14 protein-coding genes and 2 pseudogenes are annotated in these 15,034 nt (G+C 62.8%); 14 read left to right on the top strand and 2 right to left on the bottom strand.

Translation table 11 applies throughout. The annotated features are described in order from the left end of the window. The first annotated feature begins 1 nt into the window (after position 1). From dpdK to SCNRRL3882_RS40750, 7 genes and pseudogenes are all read left to right on the top strand, one after another. Entirely contained in the window at positions 2–502 is a 501-nt protein-coding gene (gene dpdK / locus SCNRRL3882_RS12840; RefSeq protein ID WP_029181195.1) for a phospholipase D-like domain-containing protein DpdK, read from the top strand. Continuing rightward, a complete protein-coding gene (dpdD, locus tag SCNRRL3882_RS12835; protein WP_010040241.1) occupies positions 499–2,583 on the top strand; it encodes a protein DpdD in 2,085 nt (694 codons plus the stop codon). Before dpdK ends, dpdD begins: the two co-directional genes overlap by 4 nt. Positions 2,584–3,489: 906 nt before the next feature. Then, positions 3,490–4,896, top strand: coding sequence for an N-6 DNA methylase (locus tag SCNRRL3882_RS12830; protein ID WP_078602835.1), 1,407 nt, complete (start codon positions 3,490–3,492; stop codon positions 4,894–4,896). Next, positions 4,893–6,506, top strand: a complete 1,614-nt coding sequence (locus SCNRRL3882_RS12825; RefSeq protein WP_078602834.1) for a restriction endonuclease subunit S — start codon at positions 4,893–4,895, stop codon at positions 6,504–6,506. Before SCNRRL3882_RS12830 ends, SCNRRL3882_RS12825 begins: the two co-directional genes overlap by 4 nt. After that, positions 6,506–6,655: pseudogene (locus tag SCNRRL3882_RS42590) on the top strand (AAA family ATPase); the annotation flags it as partial. The gene SCNRRL3882_RS12825 and the pseudogene SCNRRL3882_RS42590, both read left to right, overlap by 1 nt. A gap of 330 nt (positions 6,656–6,985) precedes the next feature. Beyond that, positions 6,986–8,050, top strand: coding sequence for an AAA family ATPase (locus tag SCNRRL3882_RS12820; RefSeq protein WP_231911119.1), 1,065 nt, complete (start codon positions 6,986–6,988; stop codon positions 8,048–8,050). A 14-nt stretch (positions 8,051–8,064) separates the two neighbouring features. Next, positions 8,065–8,922 (top strand): hypothetical protein, encoded by an 858-nt coding sequence (locus tag SCNRRL3882_RS40750; protein ID WP_010040238.1) that lies wholly within the window; start codon positions 8,065–8,067, stop codon positions 8,920–8,922. A 345-nt stretch (positions 8,923–9,267) separates the two neighbouring features. Here SCNRRL3882_RS40750 and SCNRRL3882_RS41700 read toward each other — a convergent pair whose 3' ends face one another. Both SCNRRL3882_RS41700 and SCNRRL3882_RS12810 read right to left on the bottom strand, forming a co-directional pair. After that, positions 9,268–9,693, bottom strand: coding sequence for a hypothetical protein (locus SCNRRL3882_RS41700; protein WP_050810238.1), 426 nt, complete (start codon positions 9,691–9,693; stop codon positions 9,268–9,270). Then, entirely contained in the window at positions 9,690–10,103 is a 414-nt protein-coding gene (locus SCNRRL3882_RS12810) for an ATP-binding protein (RefSeq protein ID WP_102514991.1), read from the bottom strand. The genes SCNRRL3882_RS41700 and SCNRRL3882_RS12810 overlap by 4 nt, the downstream gene beginning before the upstream one ends. 215 nt (positions 10,104–10,318) lie before the next feature. Here SCNRRL3882_RS12810 and SCNRRL3882_RS12805 point away from each other — a divergent pair, with 215 nt between their 5' ends. The 7 genes and pseudogenes from SCNRRL3882_RS12805 (at position 10,319) to SCNRRL3882_RS12775 (ending at position 15,034) form a co-directional block, all read left to right on the top strand. After that, positions 10,319–10,633 carry a putative quinol monooxygenase gene (locus tag SCNRRL3882_RS12805; RefSeq protein ID WP_010040232.1) on the top strand — a complete coding sequence of 105 codons (315 nt, stop codon included), beginning with the start codon at positions 10,319–10,321 and terminating at the stop codon, positions 10,631–10,633. Continuing rightward, positions 10,614–11,852 carry a helix-turn-helix domain-containing protein gene (locus tag SCNRRL3882_RS12800; protein ID WP_231911118.1) on the top strand — a complete coding sequence of 413 codons (1,239 nt, stop codon included), beginning with the start codon at positions 10,614–10,616 and terminating at the stop codon, positions 11,850–11,852. Before SCNRRL3882_RS12805 ends, SCNRRL3882_RS12800 begins: the two co-directional genes overlap by 20 nt. Before the next feature lie 328 nt (positions 11,853–12,180). Further along, positions 12,181–12,537 (top strand): hypothetical protein, encoded by a 357-nt coding sequence (locus SCNRRL3882_RS12795; RefSeq protein WP_010040228.1) that lies wholly within the window; start codon positions 12,181–12,183, stop codon positions 12,535–12,537. Then, positions 12,537–13,912: pseudogene (locus SCNRRL3882_RS12790) on the top strand (FtsK/SpoIIIE domain-containing protein). Before SCNRRL3882_RS12795 ends, SCNRRL3882_RS12790 begins: the two are co-directional and overlap by 1 nt. A 67-nt stretch (positions 13,913–13,979) precedes the next feature. Then, a complete protein-coding gene (locus SCNRRL3882_RS12785) occupies positions 13,980–14,213 on the top strand; it encodes a hypothetical protein (protein ID WP_231911117.1) in 234 nt (77 codons plus the stop codon). A 22-nt stretch (positions 14,214–14,235) separates the two neighbouring features. Further along, positions 14,236–14,832, top strand: a complete 597-nt coding sequence (locus tag SCNRRL3882_RS12780; RefSeq protein ID WP_010040222.1) for a DUF2637 domain-containing protein — start codon at positions 14,236–14,238, stop codon at positions 14,830–14,832. 10 nt (positions 14,833–14,842) lie between these two features. After that, on the top strand, positions 14,843–15,034 hold the full coding sequence (locus SCNRRL3882_RS12775) for a mobile element transfer protein (RefSeq protein WP_010040220.1): 192 nt from the start codon (positions 14,843–14,845) through the stop codon (positions 15,032–15,034).

Raw genomic sequence — 15,034 nt, 5'->3', positions numbered from 1 at the left:
CATGCGCACCGGAGGACACACCGGCGTGCGCGCCGACGCGATCCTGGCGACGGCACTGATTGGGGAACTTGTCTGCCCTGGGCCCGTGATGTGGCTGGTCTCGCCGTGGATCAGTGACGTGAAGGTCTTGGACAACAGCCAGGGGACGTACGACGACCTGTTCGACGACAATCCTCCCAGCGCCTGTTCTCTGTCCGATCTGCTCGCCCGGATCGTGGCGGCCGGCGCTTCCCTAACGGTGGTCACCCGCCCGGACCCACATAATGCAAAGTTCCTCGGGCGTCTGCGCCGCCTGACCTCGCAGCACGCCGTGCGCGTGGTGCAGAACCCCGCCGTGCACGAAAAGACCATTTGCGGGCGGGACTGGTTGCTCACCGGGTCCATGAACTTCACGGTGCGCGGCCTGATGGAGAACGACGAGGCGGTGAGCTACAAGGTGGGAGGCAGCGACGCGGCCCAGGCACGCCTGGAACTCGCCCAGCGATGGAAGGAGCATCAGTGATCGCCGCGCGCCAGGCTTCCCCCTTTTGGACCACTCAGGACCTGGAAGCTTTCTTGCAGCGGTTCTTCGGCACGGGCAACGACGCGTGGCCAGATATGGATCCCGACCCTCAGAAAGGCGAGCGGGTCCGGCCCTTCGTCGACCTGCTCCGCAGCGGCAGCGACATCCCTGTCGTACTGCCGCGCTACCAGCAGGCCCAGGACCGCTTCGCGATCTACGTCATCACCCGCGACGAGGCACACGCAGCTCTCATCGGCAACGTCATCACCGCCTTCGCCGGGCCGACCTATCTCATCGGTGCCGGCGTACACCCCAGCACACTGGACCCCAACGACCCCGTCGAAGCAGCGGTGCAGGACTTCGCTGGAGCAGGGACGACCTTCCGACTGGAAACACACCCGCACCGCCGCTACCGCCAGAGACTGACCGACGTGGCCCTGCTCATGCAGCACACATTGGCTCGTCGTCCCCCGCGACTGTGGCGAGCAACAAAGCCCACCGGGCGACTGCTGGCCGAGTTCGACGCAGCCCTGGCGGCCGGTGGCCAAGCCGCCTCCCAAGCCGCCCTGGACCAGTTGGCCGGACAAGGAGGCATCACCGCCGCCAACCTCGCCCACCTGCACATCAAGCGACTCTCCCGGCTCGGCCTCGACCAGGAACTACTCGATTATCCAGGCCTCAGCGACGTCTTGCGGCAGAATCCCCCCACGCCAGTGAAAGCGGCGGTGCTCGATGCTGCCTTCACCTGCGACCTACAGGAACCGCTAGACCACGGCGACCTGCTGGCTGCGCAACACGCACTACGCGACCGGGGTCTTCTCGCCCTCGCTCCCTTCGAAGACAGCGCGGAGTCCTACCCCATCGAGGCACTCATGGTCCTCCTGCTGGCCGCCGTGACCCGGGAAGATCCTCAGAGCACCCAGAACATACTCACCATCATCGAGCACACCGCATCCCACGACGCCCTACCACCCGTTCTTAGAAAAGCCGCGGCGCTCCTCGCCGATCCGCAAAGCACTCCGCAGCAGGAGGCACCCACCCACCAGACTGACACTGCAGCCAAAACCGCGGAATCACTATCGTCTTCGCCCTCCTCGCAAGCCGTCGAGTCGGACACGCCGGAGCACATCCCCGCCTCTTGGCCGGAGCTGATTCACGCGATCGCCGACGGCTACACCGGCCTGACCGACATCCTGGAGCAGGAAGTCTGGACAGCCTGGCCCTCACCAGCTCTGGACGACCGAAACATCGCCGCCCTGCTGGAAGAACTGCACGACGAGGGCCAAGCAAAAGTCTGGCGCTGCGTGGGTGCCTTCATCGAAAGCGTCGGCTACGACCAGCCCGCACCGCTCAGCGCCCGCGCTCTAATCACCTGCGCGCTCGCCTACGACTGGCTCGGACCGGGCGACCTGCTGGCCGTGCAGGCACTGACCGAGATCGTGCTGCGATCCGGGCCATCCGCCGCCGTCTACGGCCAACTGCTGGGGGAACTCGCCGACACGTGCGAACGCTGGGTCGCCCCCGAGCGAGCCGCAATCGCGCTGGACTTCGCCGACCGACTGGTCATGGAGGCACACCCCGAACCCGATGCACGTGAATCCTTCGCCTTGGCGTTGCTGCTGCCGCTCAGCGTGCACCAGGGACGCCTGGATCCCGCCGATCTCGCCATGGCACGGCGCCTATCCGCGGAACTCGGCATCGAACTGGACTGGCAGGACCAGCCTGGCGAGGGACGGGCAGAGGAGACCGCAACCGGCCTGCGGGACGCGGCTGGTCGCAACCTGCTGCTGTATTCCCTCGACCAGCGGGTCCTGGACCGGGTTGGCGATGCGCTGCACCAACTCGCCCCAGGAGTCAAGATTGCCCTCGCCCACGACAGCGTGGGCAGTCCGCAACTACGCCAAAAGGCCCGCCAAGCAGATGTAGTCGTATTGGCCACCCGCTGCGCCAAGCACGCTGCGACGGGTTTCATCACCCAGCACGCCAAAACAGCCGTCATCGACTACGCCGATGGCAGCGGCTCGGCCTCCCTGCTACGCGCCGCAGTACACGGCCTGCTCCGAAGTGTGCAAGGCAACTGAGACGCCCTTGGCGTCCTGTGGCCCTTTCAACAAAGCTGAGCACAGCCGCCCCGGACGGTCCTTCATGCGGGGGAAGGGCTCGACTCCGGAGGCCGAGCGGGCTTTCGGCGTACTTGCTGGTCGCGGCCTTGGGCCACGTGTAGGAGGTGTGCCGAGTCCACGTATGGTCCACGACCACCCCTCCGGCGGAGCCGAAGAGCCCGACTGATGCAGCGGTGGACGCGGCCCCAGGGCCTCTTGCCAAAGGGCTGCGACCACTTCGTTTGGTGGAGCCTTATGGAGAACAGGTGTCGACCCGTGTAGCTGTCGACTACCCTCCGGCGCTCTGGGGGCGACGCGGCATTTGAAGGCCGCGGGACCGGGAGGAGGTTGGTTGACATCTCGTCCTCGCGCCATAGCTAGGGAGCCGCAGGACGGCAGTGCTGATCTCAAGCTGGCGCTGAGCGCTACTGGCACGCCTATCTCTCATACGATCCATCAGTGCGAGAACACTCCTCCGGTCCATTGCCGCAGATCTCGCCTGCTCCCGTTCACAGCCTCACAGGGCTCTGCCACACGGCGGCAATGGTGGCCTTGCGATCTGCGATGCGCATTTTGCCGGCCTAGTGGCGCCTGTACGCAACAGGGGTTTCAGGCTGACAGTTCGTTATCTGTACCGGAAGAAAGCACTGATGACCGAGCACCGGACGGGGTGAAGCCCCTGAAGACTCACCCAAAGTACGACCACACGCCAGGAGGAGACTAGTTGCCGGGTCCGTGTGAGGTTCGGCGACGTAGGAGCATAGGATTTGGCAGGATGCATCATCCAGCACGCCGCAAGTAAGGGTGAACCGGGTGAAAACGGACGGATGGTGACGCTTAGGGAGCGCGCAAGCCTCCCAGCAAGGTCAGTAACTAGCTGCGGAGATGGCCAACATGCAAGACACTTCAGACGTTACGCGCCGGCTCTGGTCCCTATGTTCTGTACTTCGTGATGAGGGCGTCACCTACCACGAGTACCTGAACGAATTGTCGTATTTGCTATTCCTTAAACTGGCCGATGAGCTCAAGATTGAGCAACTTATCCCGCGCGAGAGTCGCTGGCAAGCTCTAAGGTCGGCGCCTCCGTCCGAAGCCCTTGCAACTTACGAGCAAACCCTCGTCAGTCTTTCCACAGCCAAGTCTCAGATCGTTCGTGAAATCTACGCCGATTCATCTACTCAGGTTCGCAATAGTGCATCATTGCATAAACTGATCAGTGAAATTGACTCCATTGACTGGTATAGGGCGAAGCAGAATGGCCTAGGCGATGTCTATGAAGGGTTGATCGAGAAGAACGCACAAGAATCACGGTATGGCGCAGGTCAATACTTCACTCCTCGGCCAGTGGTCGACGCGCTCGTGAAGGTACTTAAGCCGACTGGGGGTGAGGCTGTCTATGACCCGGCTACTGGAACCGCTGGCTTCCTAGTGGCCGCAGGACTCTTTGCACGCTCGATGAGCAGCGGTGACCTTCGGCTGGTCGGGAATGAGCTGGTCCACGACGTGCAACGTATGGCCCTCATGAACCTTCTACTGCACGAACTGCGGGCTGAGATTGCGAACGTTGACACTTTGAGTCAGCCCCCTATGAGGCCAGCAGTCGATGTTATTCTCACGAATCCGCCCTTTGGACTGAAGGGTTCGCTAAGTGCAGAGCAGAAGAAGCAACTGGATTTCCCTACATCCAATAAGCAGTTGGCTTTCATTCAGCATTGCTACAAGTCGCTCGCGAAAAATGGTCGGGCTGCCATTGTCATCCCCGATAACGTCCTATTCGAGTCTGGCGTGGCGTGCTCGATCAGGAAGGTTCTGCTCGATAAATTCAGACTTCACACGGTACTGAGTCTTCCCACTGGAATCTTCTACGCAACCGGAATTAGGACCTCAGTACTTTTCGTCTCCAATGACGGTGAGAGTGATGGGACCTGGTTCTACAATCTGCGTAATGGAGGGCCTACATACGGGAAGCGCCGACAGCTAACGGATAGGGACCTCGACGACTTCGTCACAGCTTATGGAGACGACCCTAACGGCAGGAGTCCGCGCCAGCCAAGTGAGCGTTTTCACTACCTCACTCGCGAGGAAATTGCGGCGGATGGTGAACGTCTCGACAAAGCAGAAAAGTTCACCAACGACAGCTTGCCCCAGCCAGGGAACTTGCTGGACCTAACGCACTTGCTCAGTAGCGAACTGGAAACTGCTACGTCTGCTGTCGAATCGTTGGAACGGATCTTGGCGGCCTACGGGCTCTCACGCCCTTCGACCGAGACTCCCCAGGTGACCAGCGAATGATCGACAACCTTAGTTTTCCGAGAGACTGGTCCACGTGCCTAGTGAGCGACGCTGGCGAGGCGATTGTTGGTCAGCAGCGTACTCCTGCTGCAGCTAGTGGCCCCGACATCCGTCCTTATCTGCGGGTAGCGAACGTTTTCGATGACCGCTTGGACCTGGAAGAACTCGCGACCATGTCCTTCGCGCCTGAAGCGCGACTACGCTACAGACTCCAGGCCGGTGATGTACTCCTGTGCGAGGGACAAAGCAGAGAACTAGTTGGCCGCTGCGCATTGTTCAATGGCGAGGTTGAGGAGCTGTATTTCCAAAATCACGTTATTCGATTCCGGCCACATGAAGAGGTTCACCCGGATTTTGCCCTGCTGGTCTTTCGAGCCTACCAACATAGCGGTGTTTTCTCTGCTCTCGCCCGGGGGACGACCAACATCGTTAACCTTGGGCTCAAGCGTTTCCGAAACCTCCCTTTTCCCGTTCCGCCGCTGGAGGTTCAGCGGGAAATCGCGGAGAGGGCTCGAGAGGTACAGGACCTTGTTGATCTGACGACGGATGCGCTGCAGAAAGCTGTCCCCATTATTTCAGACCTCCCTCGAAAAGTTCGTGATCGTATCATCTTGGGCGATAGACGATTGGATCCAGATGCGACCACAGAGCTAGTTGAAGGGGAGTGGAGGAAGGCCAGTGAGGTAGTTGATGCGCGCGCGCCAATTGTCTACGGGATTCTCCAACCCGGGCCAGATATCACTGATGAAGACGGCGTGCCGTACATTCGGGGCCAGGATCTCCGAGACGGAGAGATTCTAGAGGATCAGCTACGGCGCACCAGTCCGGAAATTGCGCAAAAGTACGAACGATCGGCATTGCGGCCGGGTGATGTGCTGTTGGGGATCATTCGTCACACACGCGTAGCGATCGTTCCTCAGGAACTAGACGGCGCGCAGATCACTCAAGGGACCGCACGGCTCAGGCCGGCTGCCGCAATCGACAGCTCCTTCTTGGCACACTGGTTGGCAAGTGGTGCGGCTCAAGCCTGGCTACGAGGGCGTATGCGAGGAATTAATATGCCCGGCCTGAACCTTGCTGATGTAAGGCAGCTGCCGGTACCTATCTTCAGCGTCGAGAAACAGCGCGAACTGGTAACGCTGTTGGATGATGCCATTTCTGAGTTGGACCTACTGCGCGAGAAGGTTCAAAGAGGCCTCGAGCGGGCTGCCGCGATTGAGCGTGCCCTGACCTCCTCGTTGGCATACGGGACGTTGGCAGAAGAGATCTCCAGAGAGCACACGGGCACTCGGACGTCGGCTGACTTGGTATCCAGTTTGCAGGCAAAAGAAGGAAAAGGGTCTCAAGAGAGCAGGAAGAAGACAGTGCCAGCAAAGAAGCGAGCATCCGCGAGGGCAGGTGTAAAGGTGCCACCCAGTAGAGATCGGCTCATCGACGCTCTGCGCGCTGCAGGCGCAATGGCCACACCCGAAGAACTCTATGCATCCCTGGCTTTGACCGAAGAGGATATCGACGAGTTCTACTTCCTGCTGCGGGATCTCGAAAAGAACGGCCTCGTGCAGGTGCACCGGCCGGATGACACTGCTGTCTTCCTCGAGGTGTCGTCCTGATGCGTCTGCTTGAAGTAGAAATCCCAAGATTCAAGAACCTACGCGATTTCCGAGTCGAGTTCGACGACGCGTCAGGTGTTTCGGTACTTGTTGGAAGGAATGGTGCCGGCAAGTCAAACCTACTAGAGGCGATAACCCTAATCTTTCGCGACCTAGATCTAGGAGTGGCACCTTCTTTTGCCTACCGGATCCGATATCTAGTTCGACAGTACGACGTCGAGGTATCGTCTGCAGAACAGGACGGACGGTATCGCATTAGCTGTACGGTCGGAGGGAAGACCGTCCCAGCTAGTCGCTTCACTGGTTCTGCTGGCGCGCAGTATCGGCCACGGCACGTATTCGGTTACTACTCAGGCCCAAGTAATCGTCTCGAAGACCACTTCGTGGCTCACCAAGAGCGATTCTACAAGGACTTGGTCGGTGGTAACGATAGGCCTATTAGGCCGCTATTCTACGCACGAAACGTCCATTCTAATTTTGTGCTTCTTGCCTTCTTCTTAGATGATGACCCGGCGGTGCAGTCCCTGCTGCAGGACCATCTAGGGATTCAGGGTCTTGATTCGGTCCTGTTCGTCATGCAGAAGCCTTCATGGAACAGCCCTGACGGTGATCCGCGGTTCTGGAATGCGCGCGGTACTGTGAGGGGGCTACTCGACAGTCTCTATCGGATTTCGCTGGCTCCACTACGCCTGAGGACCCGCGTTAGAACTGGCTTCAATAGTCACGTTCGCTCTGAACATTTGTTTCTCTACTTGCCTAGCCTTGACAAGGTTAGGGAGTTGGCAAGCGGCTACGAAAGTAACCAGGAGTTCTTTAAGGCGCTTGAAAGTACTTATATTTCTGAACTGATCAACGATGTGCGAATTCGTGTATCGATTAACAAAGCTGATGCGCCCCTGACCTTCAGAGAGCTTAGTGAGGGCGAGCAGCAACTGCTGCTGGTTCTGGGACTCATGCGGTTCACCAAAGAAGAGGAGTCATTGTTCCTTCTTGATGAACCGGATACCCATCTCAATCCTGCTTGGAGCGTCCAGTACAAACAATTTCTCCATGACTTTGGAGGATTGGATTCTGGATCGCAGGTGCTCATGGCGACTCACGATCCCTTGGTTGTCGCCAGCCTTACCAAGGATGAGGTCAGAATCCTAGAGCGCCGGCAAGACGGCCAGATTGTGGCTCTCGAGCCGTTGGAAGATCCCAGGGGGATGGGTGTCGGTGCCCTGCTTACGAGTGATGTTTACGGCCTTCGCTCGCAACTGGATTTGGAGACTCTGAGGAAGCTGGACCGTAAGAGGGAGTTGGCGTCCAAAGAGACTGACTTGACTGCTGAAGAGGAGCAAGAGCTTTCTTCTCTGGGGCATGAGTTGAGGGGTCTCGGTCTCTTGCTCGAAAACCGCGATCCAGAGTTTCAGGAGTTCTTGCGGGCCAAATTCCGGACACAAAGTCAGCCACAGGATGAGGTCGTTCTGTCACGCGAAGAGATTGAGCAGAACAGGCAGGAAGCTGCTGAAATCGTGCGTGATCTATTTGATGTTGATGATTAATGGGGGGGGCAGATTTGATATTCATTGACATCGAAGAGGTGGGACTGCGCCTCAGCGCCTCATGGCTTGCATCTGCCAGGAAGGTTAAGAAGGACCTTGCGGCAGCGACTAGCGCTAAAGAGAGAGCGCGAATTATCGATGAGAACGGCAAGCTTTGGCGTGATTTGAAGGCCGATCTCGCGGCCGTGAGCCACGGTAAGTGCTGGTACTGTGAATCGCGGGATTTCCGTTCAGATAATGCGGTCGACCATTACAGGCCGAAGTCGTCAGTAAAAGGTATACCCGCCCATCCGGGCTACTGGTGGCTAGCCTTTGACTATGAGAACTTCCGCTTCGCCTGTACGTTCTGTAATTCATGGCGTAAGGGCCCTGACGGTACTGCTGGTGGGAAATCAGACTACTTCCCTATCCTCGCCGAGTCCGAGCGGGCTAACGATCCAGATGACATCCTGTCCGACGAAATTCCTCTGCTGATTGACCCCTGCTGCGCGACTGATGTTGCCCTACTCTGGTTCGATGAGACGGGTCAAGTCTCGGCTAATCCTCATGGCGTAGACTTCGATAGTGCGGCCGACGAAAAAGTGACCACTTCCACTAGGTATTATCACCTGGACCATGTGCCTCTGGTGGAGGCCCGTCGCGCAGTTTATGCCGAGATCCTTAAACTCTGTGACGATGCTGATAAGGCGCAAAAACGGTGGAATGAATCGAGGCAGTCGTCGGCTCGCGACCGTTATAGAGAGGCCATGGGTGACTTGGCGCGATCGTTAAAGCGGAACAGAGAGTACTCGGCTGTGGCTTTGTGTGCAATTCGGAGTTATCGAGCGACAAGCGAGGCGGCACGGCTTGCCTTTGAATGCCTGAACAGGTAGACGAGGTCGGTGGAGCGGCTTGGGGTGGCGCTGCTTTGGCGCGAGTGATCATGGCCCCGTAAGCTTTCGGCGCGTCGGGCAGTCTGTGGACCTGCCCGGTAAAGCACGACGTTGGGGCCATGATCTTCGAGGCTCGCGCCAAAGTGGCTCCGTAAAGCCGCGGAGCCGACCGCCCCAGCCACGACGTATCCCTTCTCTGGTATCAGGCGACTGATTGCCATCAGCGCGGCACGGGCGCCGGCCGGGCTGGAGCGGGGCGGAGACAGGAGCGCAGGCCCGGCCGGGGGCCGGGCCGCGCGCGGCGAGCGGAGCGAGCCGACTTGAACCCGTGAAGAAGGTTGTAACTCAGTCGGTGGCGTGGGGCGTGTGGGGTTTGAAATCGTCCGTGCAGGCTGGGAGTTTGGCCCCTTGGCGGTGCACGAGCGGCAAGAAGAGCACTGGTCGGATCGTCCACGTCACGCGTGTGCTGGCCTGGGTGATGGTCACCGTGCTGGGCTCCGAGCGAAGGAGCGCTCGCCTCGTGTAGACGCGGCCCTCGTATAACCACATCCATGCCTCGTCCGAGGCGTCCGGGTCGAGCGCCGGTGAGATCGTGCGGAGTGCTACCGCGACCCACCTGTCTGCCTGTGGTGCCGAGTAGGCGTCGAAGGATGCCAGGAGTGCCGGCTGTTGCTGCGTGGTGAGGTCTTGTGTCCAGCACTCGCACCAGTACCCGCGGCGGGGTTTGCCCACGTGGTCTCCGAGGCGTGCGTCGTCTGGTGGGGGACTCATGAGCACGGTGTCGGCTCCTGGAGCTTGGCCGGGCTACGGAGTTCGGCGGTGACCGTGCGGCCGGAGTCGTCGCCCTGGACCAGGACGCGGTGGGCGAGGGTGGTGACCATGCCGAGACCTCGGCCGTGGGTGGCGTTGGGGGACGGGTGCTGGACCGCGGGACTGGTCTTAGCGTCTCCGGAGTCGGTTACTGCGATGGTCACGGTCAGCTCGGAAACCGTGAGCGTGACGTGGAAGGCGCCAGCCGGGTCGCCGCTGGCGGTGTGCATGAGGGCGTTGGTGCCGAGTTCGGTGACGATCAGCTCGGCGTCTTCAGAGTGGGGGTGGCCGTTCAGTGTCGCGCGGGTCCAACTGCGCACCGCGCCGAGTTGTTGCGGTTCTCCGGGGAAGGTGCGTCGGTGGGTGGGCATGGCGTCCTCCATGGCGGGTGACCTGCTGCTTTCTGTGTCAGCCGGGCCGATCGGCTGACACGGACCATGCAGAGCTGTACAATTAGTACTAGCACCGTACCGAATGTGCGCGTACCTGGAGTGCGGGTTCGTACTTTTCGTGCGGGCGGCCCGGCGCATAGCGTTCGGCCTGCGGTCTGGTGCTGACCTGGATGCCGATGGAGAGAGGACCTCGCATGTTCGGTCTGTTTGTGCGCTTCACCTGCAAGGACGAAGAGGCGGCGGTTGCCTTCGATGACCTTGTGACCCGGACTGGTGAGCAGATCCGTGCGAACGAGCCCGGAACGGTGATCTACACGGTGCACCGCGTTGACGGCCGTCCTCTGGAGCGCGTGTTCTACGAGCTCTACCGGGACAAGGACGCCTTCGAAGAGCACGAGTCGAAGGACTACGTGCGGGCCTTCCTCTCCGAGCGGGACCGCTACCTCTCCGCCACGGAGGTTGATCGCCTGGACTTCGTGTCCGGCAAGGGTGTGGACGTTGAGCACTGAGTATCAGAAGGCGCTCGGTCGCAAGATCGCCTTCCATCGCAAGCGCCGAGGGCTGTCGCAGAAGGAGTTCGCCGGCCTGCTGGGGCGCTCGGAAGCCTGGGTGTCCCAGGTGGAGCGGGGCGTACGCCGCATCGGCCGGATGACCGTGCTGGAAAAGGTCGCCGACGTCCTTGAAATTCCGGTCGCCGAGTTGGCGGCTGAGGCCCCCATCGTTGCGTCGATCGCCGAAGGCGAGCCACCTGGGGCGAGTCGCCTGCGGATGGTGCTGAGCGCCGCGCACTCACTGAAGGCGGTCCTCGCGCCGCAGAACGCTTCCGCTGATGTTCCGGCGCTTCGCGCCGAGGTCGACCGTGCCTGGTCACTTACGCATCAGGGCAACTATGCCGACCTGGCCGAGTTGCTCGAGGGGCTCGTTCCCCGGCTGGAGGCGGCCACTCGCTCGGCTGCTGAGGCGGAGCGTCCGGAACTGTTCCGGCTGCTGGCGGTCATGTACCACACGTGCAGTGGTGCGCTCGCGAACATGGGCGAGCCCGAGGCGGCCTGGATCGCCGTGGACCGTGCGGTGGTCGCTGCCGAGCGGGCGAATGATCCGCTGCTGATGGCGGCCGGTGAGTTCCGTCTGTCGCTGGTCTTTCTCGGTGCTCGTCACTTCGAGCAGGCGGCCCAGGTGTCCGGGAGTGCCGCTGATGCGCTGCGACCTCTGGCGGAGTCCGGGCAGATCGAGGCGGTGGCCCTGCGTGGCGCCCTGACCCTGCAACGGGCGGTTGCTGCCGCTCGGTTGAACCTTGCCGACGAGGCGTACGGGTATCTACGTGACGCCCGTGAGATGGCCGAACAGGTCGGTGACGGGCGCAACGACTACAACACCGAGTTCGGGCCGACCAACGTCGGCTTGCACGAGGTGGCCGTCGCGGTGGACCTGGGAGATGCCGGTGTCGCACTGCGGGCTGCGCAGGCCGTCGACGAGTCGGGGCTGTCCGCGGAACGGCAGACGCGCTTTCAGATCGATGTCGCCAGGGCCTATGCCCAGCGCCGGCAGGTCGCTGATGCGGTCTCGGCGCTGCTCAGGGCGCGTGAGTTGTCGCCCGAGATGGTGAGGGCCCTGCCGATGGTGAAGCAGCTTGCGGCGGACCTGTTGACCATGGCCCAGCCGCCCTCTGAGGAACTTCGCACCCTGGCGGCGGAGTTGGGCGTACACGAAGTACGGACTGGTACCTGAAGTACTAGACAGTACTTGGAGTACGGGTTACTGTGGTTGGTGCCGGCAAGCCCCTTCGCGTCCAGCGGAGTTGGCGGTGCGGACATGCGGACATGCGAACGGGCCGGAGCAGGAAGGCAGACCTGCACCGGCGCGTAAGCGGAAGGGCCACAGAAACAGATGTGGCCTGAGCGGGAGGCAGCCCACTCAGGCCGGGTGCGTCTTTGGCATCAACGCTCCTGGAGCGTATCGCGCCCAGTCGGTATGAGGTCAACCTCCCGTTGCGTAGTCATTCATCACTAAACGCGGCCGTACGCGCGTGCGGCGCAACGCAAGGGAGAGCATTTCTGTGCGTGTCATCCGTGTGGAGACTTCGGCGGCCACCATCCTGCTGACCGAAGCACCGGAACCCAAGGTTCGGGACCGCCAGACCGGAGAGATCGCCAAGGACGCCACCAGCGGCGAAGCACTCATGACGATCGGCGCCGTCTACATCGAGGACGGCGAGTCTTCGCTGATCAAGGTCACCGTTCCGGAAAGCGGCATCTCTGAGGGCCTGACGCTCGGCGCACCGGTCTCGCTGCCGGGTCTGGTGGCCCGGCCGTGGGAGACCGTGTTTAACGGTCAGCAGCGGCACGGCATCGCCTTTCGCGCCGCAGCCGTCACACCGGCCACGTTCCCGGCTCGGGCCGAGGCCTCGGCCTGATGTCGGACTGGTTGACGCTGCTGGAGGTGGGTGGCCCCCTCGCCGGACTCGGTGGCGGGGCCGCCTACACCCGGGCTCGTCACCCGGGCGTCTACTGGTCCACGGTCGGCCTGCCGATACGACGGTCCGGCTCCTCGGCTCCCACAGCTCCGTCATGGAGGCGTGCGGCCTGACCGTCCAGCCCTCACGGCTGCGGGCCCTGGCGGTCAAGGCGACGTCTCGGCGCGAGGTCCGGCCGGTGCCTCCTCGCCGGGGAGTCATCCGGCCCGCCTCGACGGGCCTGCGGCTTCGGTTACGCCTGGCTCCGGGCCAGGAGCCGGCAGATGTCGCCGCCTCGGCGGAACGACTGAGGCATGCCTGGGGCGTGCACGCCGTGTACGTGACGGACGTGAAGCCGGGCGTGGTGGAACTGCGGCTCGTCGGCTTCGACGTGCTGCGCAACGTCCGGATGCCCAGGAAGGCGGAGCGCGGATTCCTCAAGGTGCCGGTGGCGCTGAGGGAGGACGCGACGGCCTTCGTGCGGGACTACCGGACCATCCCGCACCAACTGACCCTCGGCGCAACCCTGTCGGGAAAGTCCATGTATCAACGGCACCTGGTCACCGGGCTGGCACAGCAGCCGGTCGCGCTGGTCGGGATCGACTGTAAGCGGGGTGTGGAGCTCGCGCCCTTCGCCCCGCGGCTGTCGGCGTTGGCCACCGATCCCGAGCAGGCGGCCGAGCTGCTGCCGGTCCTCGTGAAGGAGATGGAAGACCGGTACGACCTGATCAAGGCCCGGCAAGGCATCGCGCCGGGCACCCCGGACGAGGAGATCACCTCCGATACTTGGGGCCTGCCCGAGGAAGAACGGCCGGTGCCGATCGTGCTGTTCGTCGATGAAGTGGCCGAACTGTTCCTCGTTGCCACGCGCAAGGACGAGGAACAGCGCGATGAGATGGTCACCCAGCTCATCCGTCTCGCGCAGCTCGGCCGCGCCGCCTGCATCTACCTGGAAGTCTGCGGGCAGAGGTTCGGGGCTGAGCTGGGCAAGGGCGCGACCATGCTGCGGGCCCAGCTCACCGGCCGCGTGTGCCACCGCGTCAACGATGAAGCGTCCGCAAAGATGGCGCTCGGCGACATCGCACCGGAAGCGGTCTCCGCCGCCTGTGCCATCGCCCCCGAACGCCCCGGCCTCGCCGTGGCCGGTGACACCTCCGGCGGCTGGTCCCGTATCCGCACCCCGTACCTCTCACTCGGCGACGCTGCTGCGGTCTGCCGGGAATCGGCTCACCTGGTGCCGAACCTGCCAGCGCTCGAACCGTTCAGGCCCGCGGTGCCGCTCCAGCCGGCTGACGCCCCGGTATCGCTGGTCAAGCCAGTCCCGCTCGCCGAGTAGGCGGCTGACCGCTCAACCACGTTCCAACGGCCCGCACGTCCGTCTCGTGCCAAGTCCCTACCCCGCCATGCCCGAAAACGAGGGAGTCACATTGTCCCGCCCGTCCATCTCCGAAGTCTCGGCGCTGATCGCCGACCTGGCCGACCACCGCAAATTCGGCGTCGGCGACTACCGCGAACTCATGAGCACTAAGGCGGACCTGCTGGAACGTATCGCCGCCGACCGGCCCGGCGACACCGAAGCGGCCGAGGTCGCCGCCGCTGCACGCGCGCGGGCCGACGAGCTCAAGTCCACTGACTGACCACATCGGAGGGAATCGAACCGTGCGCGCCCACCTGGCCCGCGTCGACGCGGTGCTCGTGCAGGCGGTCATCGCCGCCGCGCTGTCCTTCGCCCACCTGCACGACCTGGCCTCGGCCGCAGGACAGCACGGGTGGAAGGCGTGGGCGTACCCGGTTTCCGTGGACCTGTTGCTGGTGGCGGCCTGGCGTCGACTGCGCTCCGGCGGGGGGAAAGCGGGCGGGTGGTGCTGGTTCCTCGTGGCGCTGACCGCGTCGCTCGGCGCCAACGTCGCCACCGCCGGCCTGCTCGACCTGGGCGCCGTACCCGCCTGGCTCCGCATCCTCGTCGCCGGATGGCCCGCGGTCGCCTTCCTCGGCGGCACCCTCCTCGCCCACACCGCACACGACAGGACCGGCGAACCCGCACCCGTCATCCCCGAGCCGACGGCCTCTGAGCCCGAACCTCGACCGGCCATCGCCCCTTCCTCGGTGCCGGTCCCGGCCGCGCTCGTCGACCACGCCCGAAAGGTCGCCTCCGAACACCGAGCGCGGACCGGAGCGGCCATCGACACTCCGACACTCCGCGCACGGCTCGGCGTACCGGCACAACTGGCCGAAGCCATCGCCGCACAGCTCTGAAGGAGCACACATGCCCGCCAACCGCCGTTTCCGCCACGTCGTCCGCATCGGCCCGGTCCAGGTCGGCACGTACTACGACGGCCGGGGCCGCGAGAAGCACACCGCCGCCTGCACGGCCCCGCGCTGCGGCTTCTCCACGGACTACGACAGCCGCGCCGCCGCCGAGCTGGCCGCCCGCACCCATCGCTGCGCCGTCCGCTGA

Source organism: Streptomyces chartreusis NRRL 3882 (assembly GCF_900236475.1).
Classification (GTDB): Bacteria; Actinomycetota; Actinomycetes; order Streptomycetales; family Streptomycetaceae; genus Streptomyces; species Streptomyces chartreusis_D.
The sequence above is the reverse complement of the archived record's forward strand: the minus strand, read 5'-3'. Positions and strand labels throughout refer to the sequence as shown.

Excerpts from the sequence above, each read along its gene's own strand:
- dpdK (WP_029181195.1), top strand. The coding sequence starts at position 2 with ATGCGCACCGGAGGACACACCGGCGTGCGCGCCGACGCGATCCTGGCG.
- SCNRRL3882_RS12830 (WP_078602835.1), top strand. The coding sequence starts at position 3,490 with ATGGCCAACATGCAAGACACTTCAGACGTTACGCGCCGGCTCTGGTCC.
- SCNRRL3882_RS12825 (WP_078602834.1), top strand. The coding sequence starts at position 4,893 with ATGATCGACAACCTTAGTTTTCCGAGAGACTGGTCCACGTGCCTAGTG.
- SCNRRL3882_RS41700 (WP_050810238.1), bottom strand. The coding sequence starts at position 9,693 with ATGAGTCCCCCACCAGACGACGCACGCCTCGGAGACCACGTGGGCAAA.
- SCNRRL3882_RS12810 (WP_102514991.1), bottom strand. The coding sequence starts at position 10,103 with ATGCCCACCCACCGACGCACCTTCCCCGGAGAACCGCAACAACTCGGC.
- SCNRRL3882_RS12805 (WP_010040232.1), top strand. The coding sequence starts at position 10,319 with ATGTTCGGTCTGTTTGTGCGCTTCACCTGCAAGGACGAAGAGGCGGCG.
- SCNRRL3882_RS12785 (WP_231911117.1), top strand. The coding sequence starts at position 13,980 with ATGCCCGAAAACGAGGGAGTCACATTGTCCCGCCCGTCCATCTCCGAA.
- SCNRRL3882_RS12775 (WP_010040220.1), top strand. The coding sequence starts at position 14,843 with ATGCCCGCCAACCGCCGTTTCCGCCACGTCGTCCGCATCGGCCCGGTC.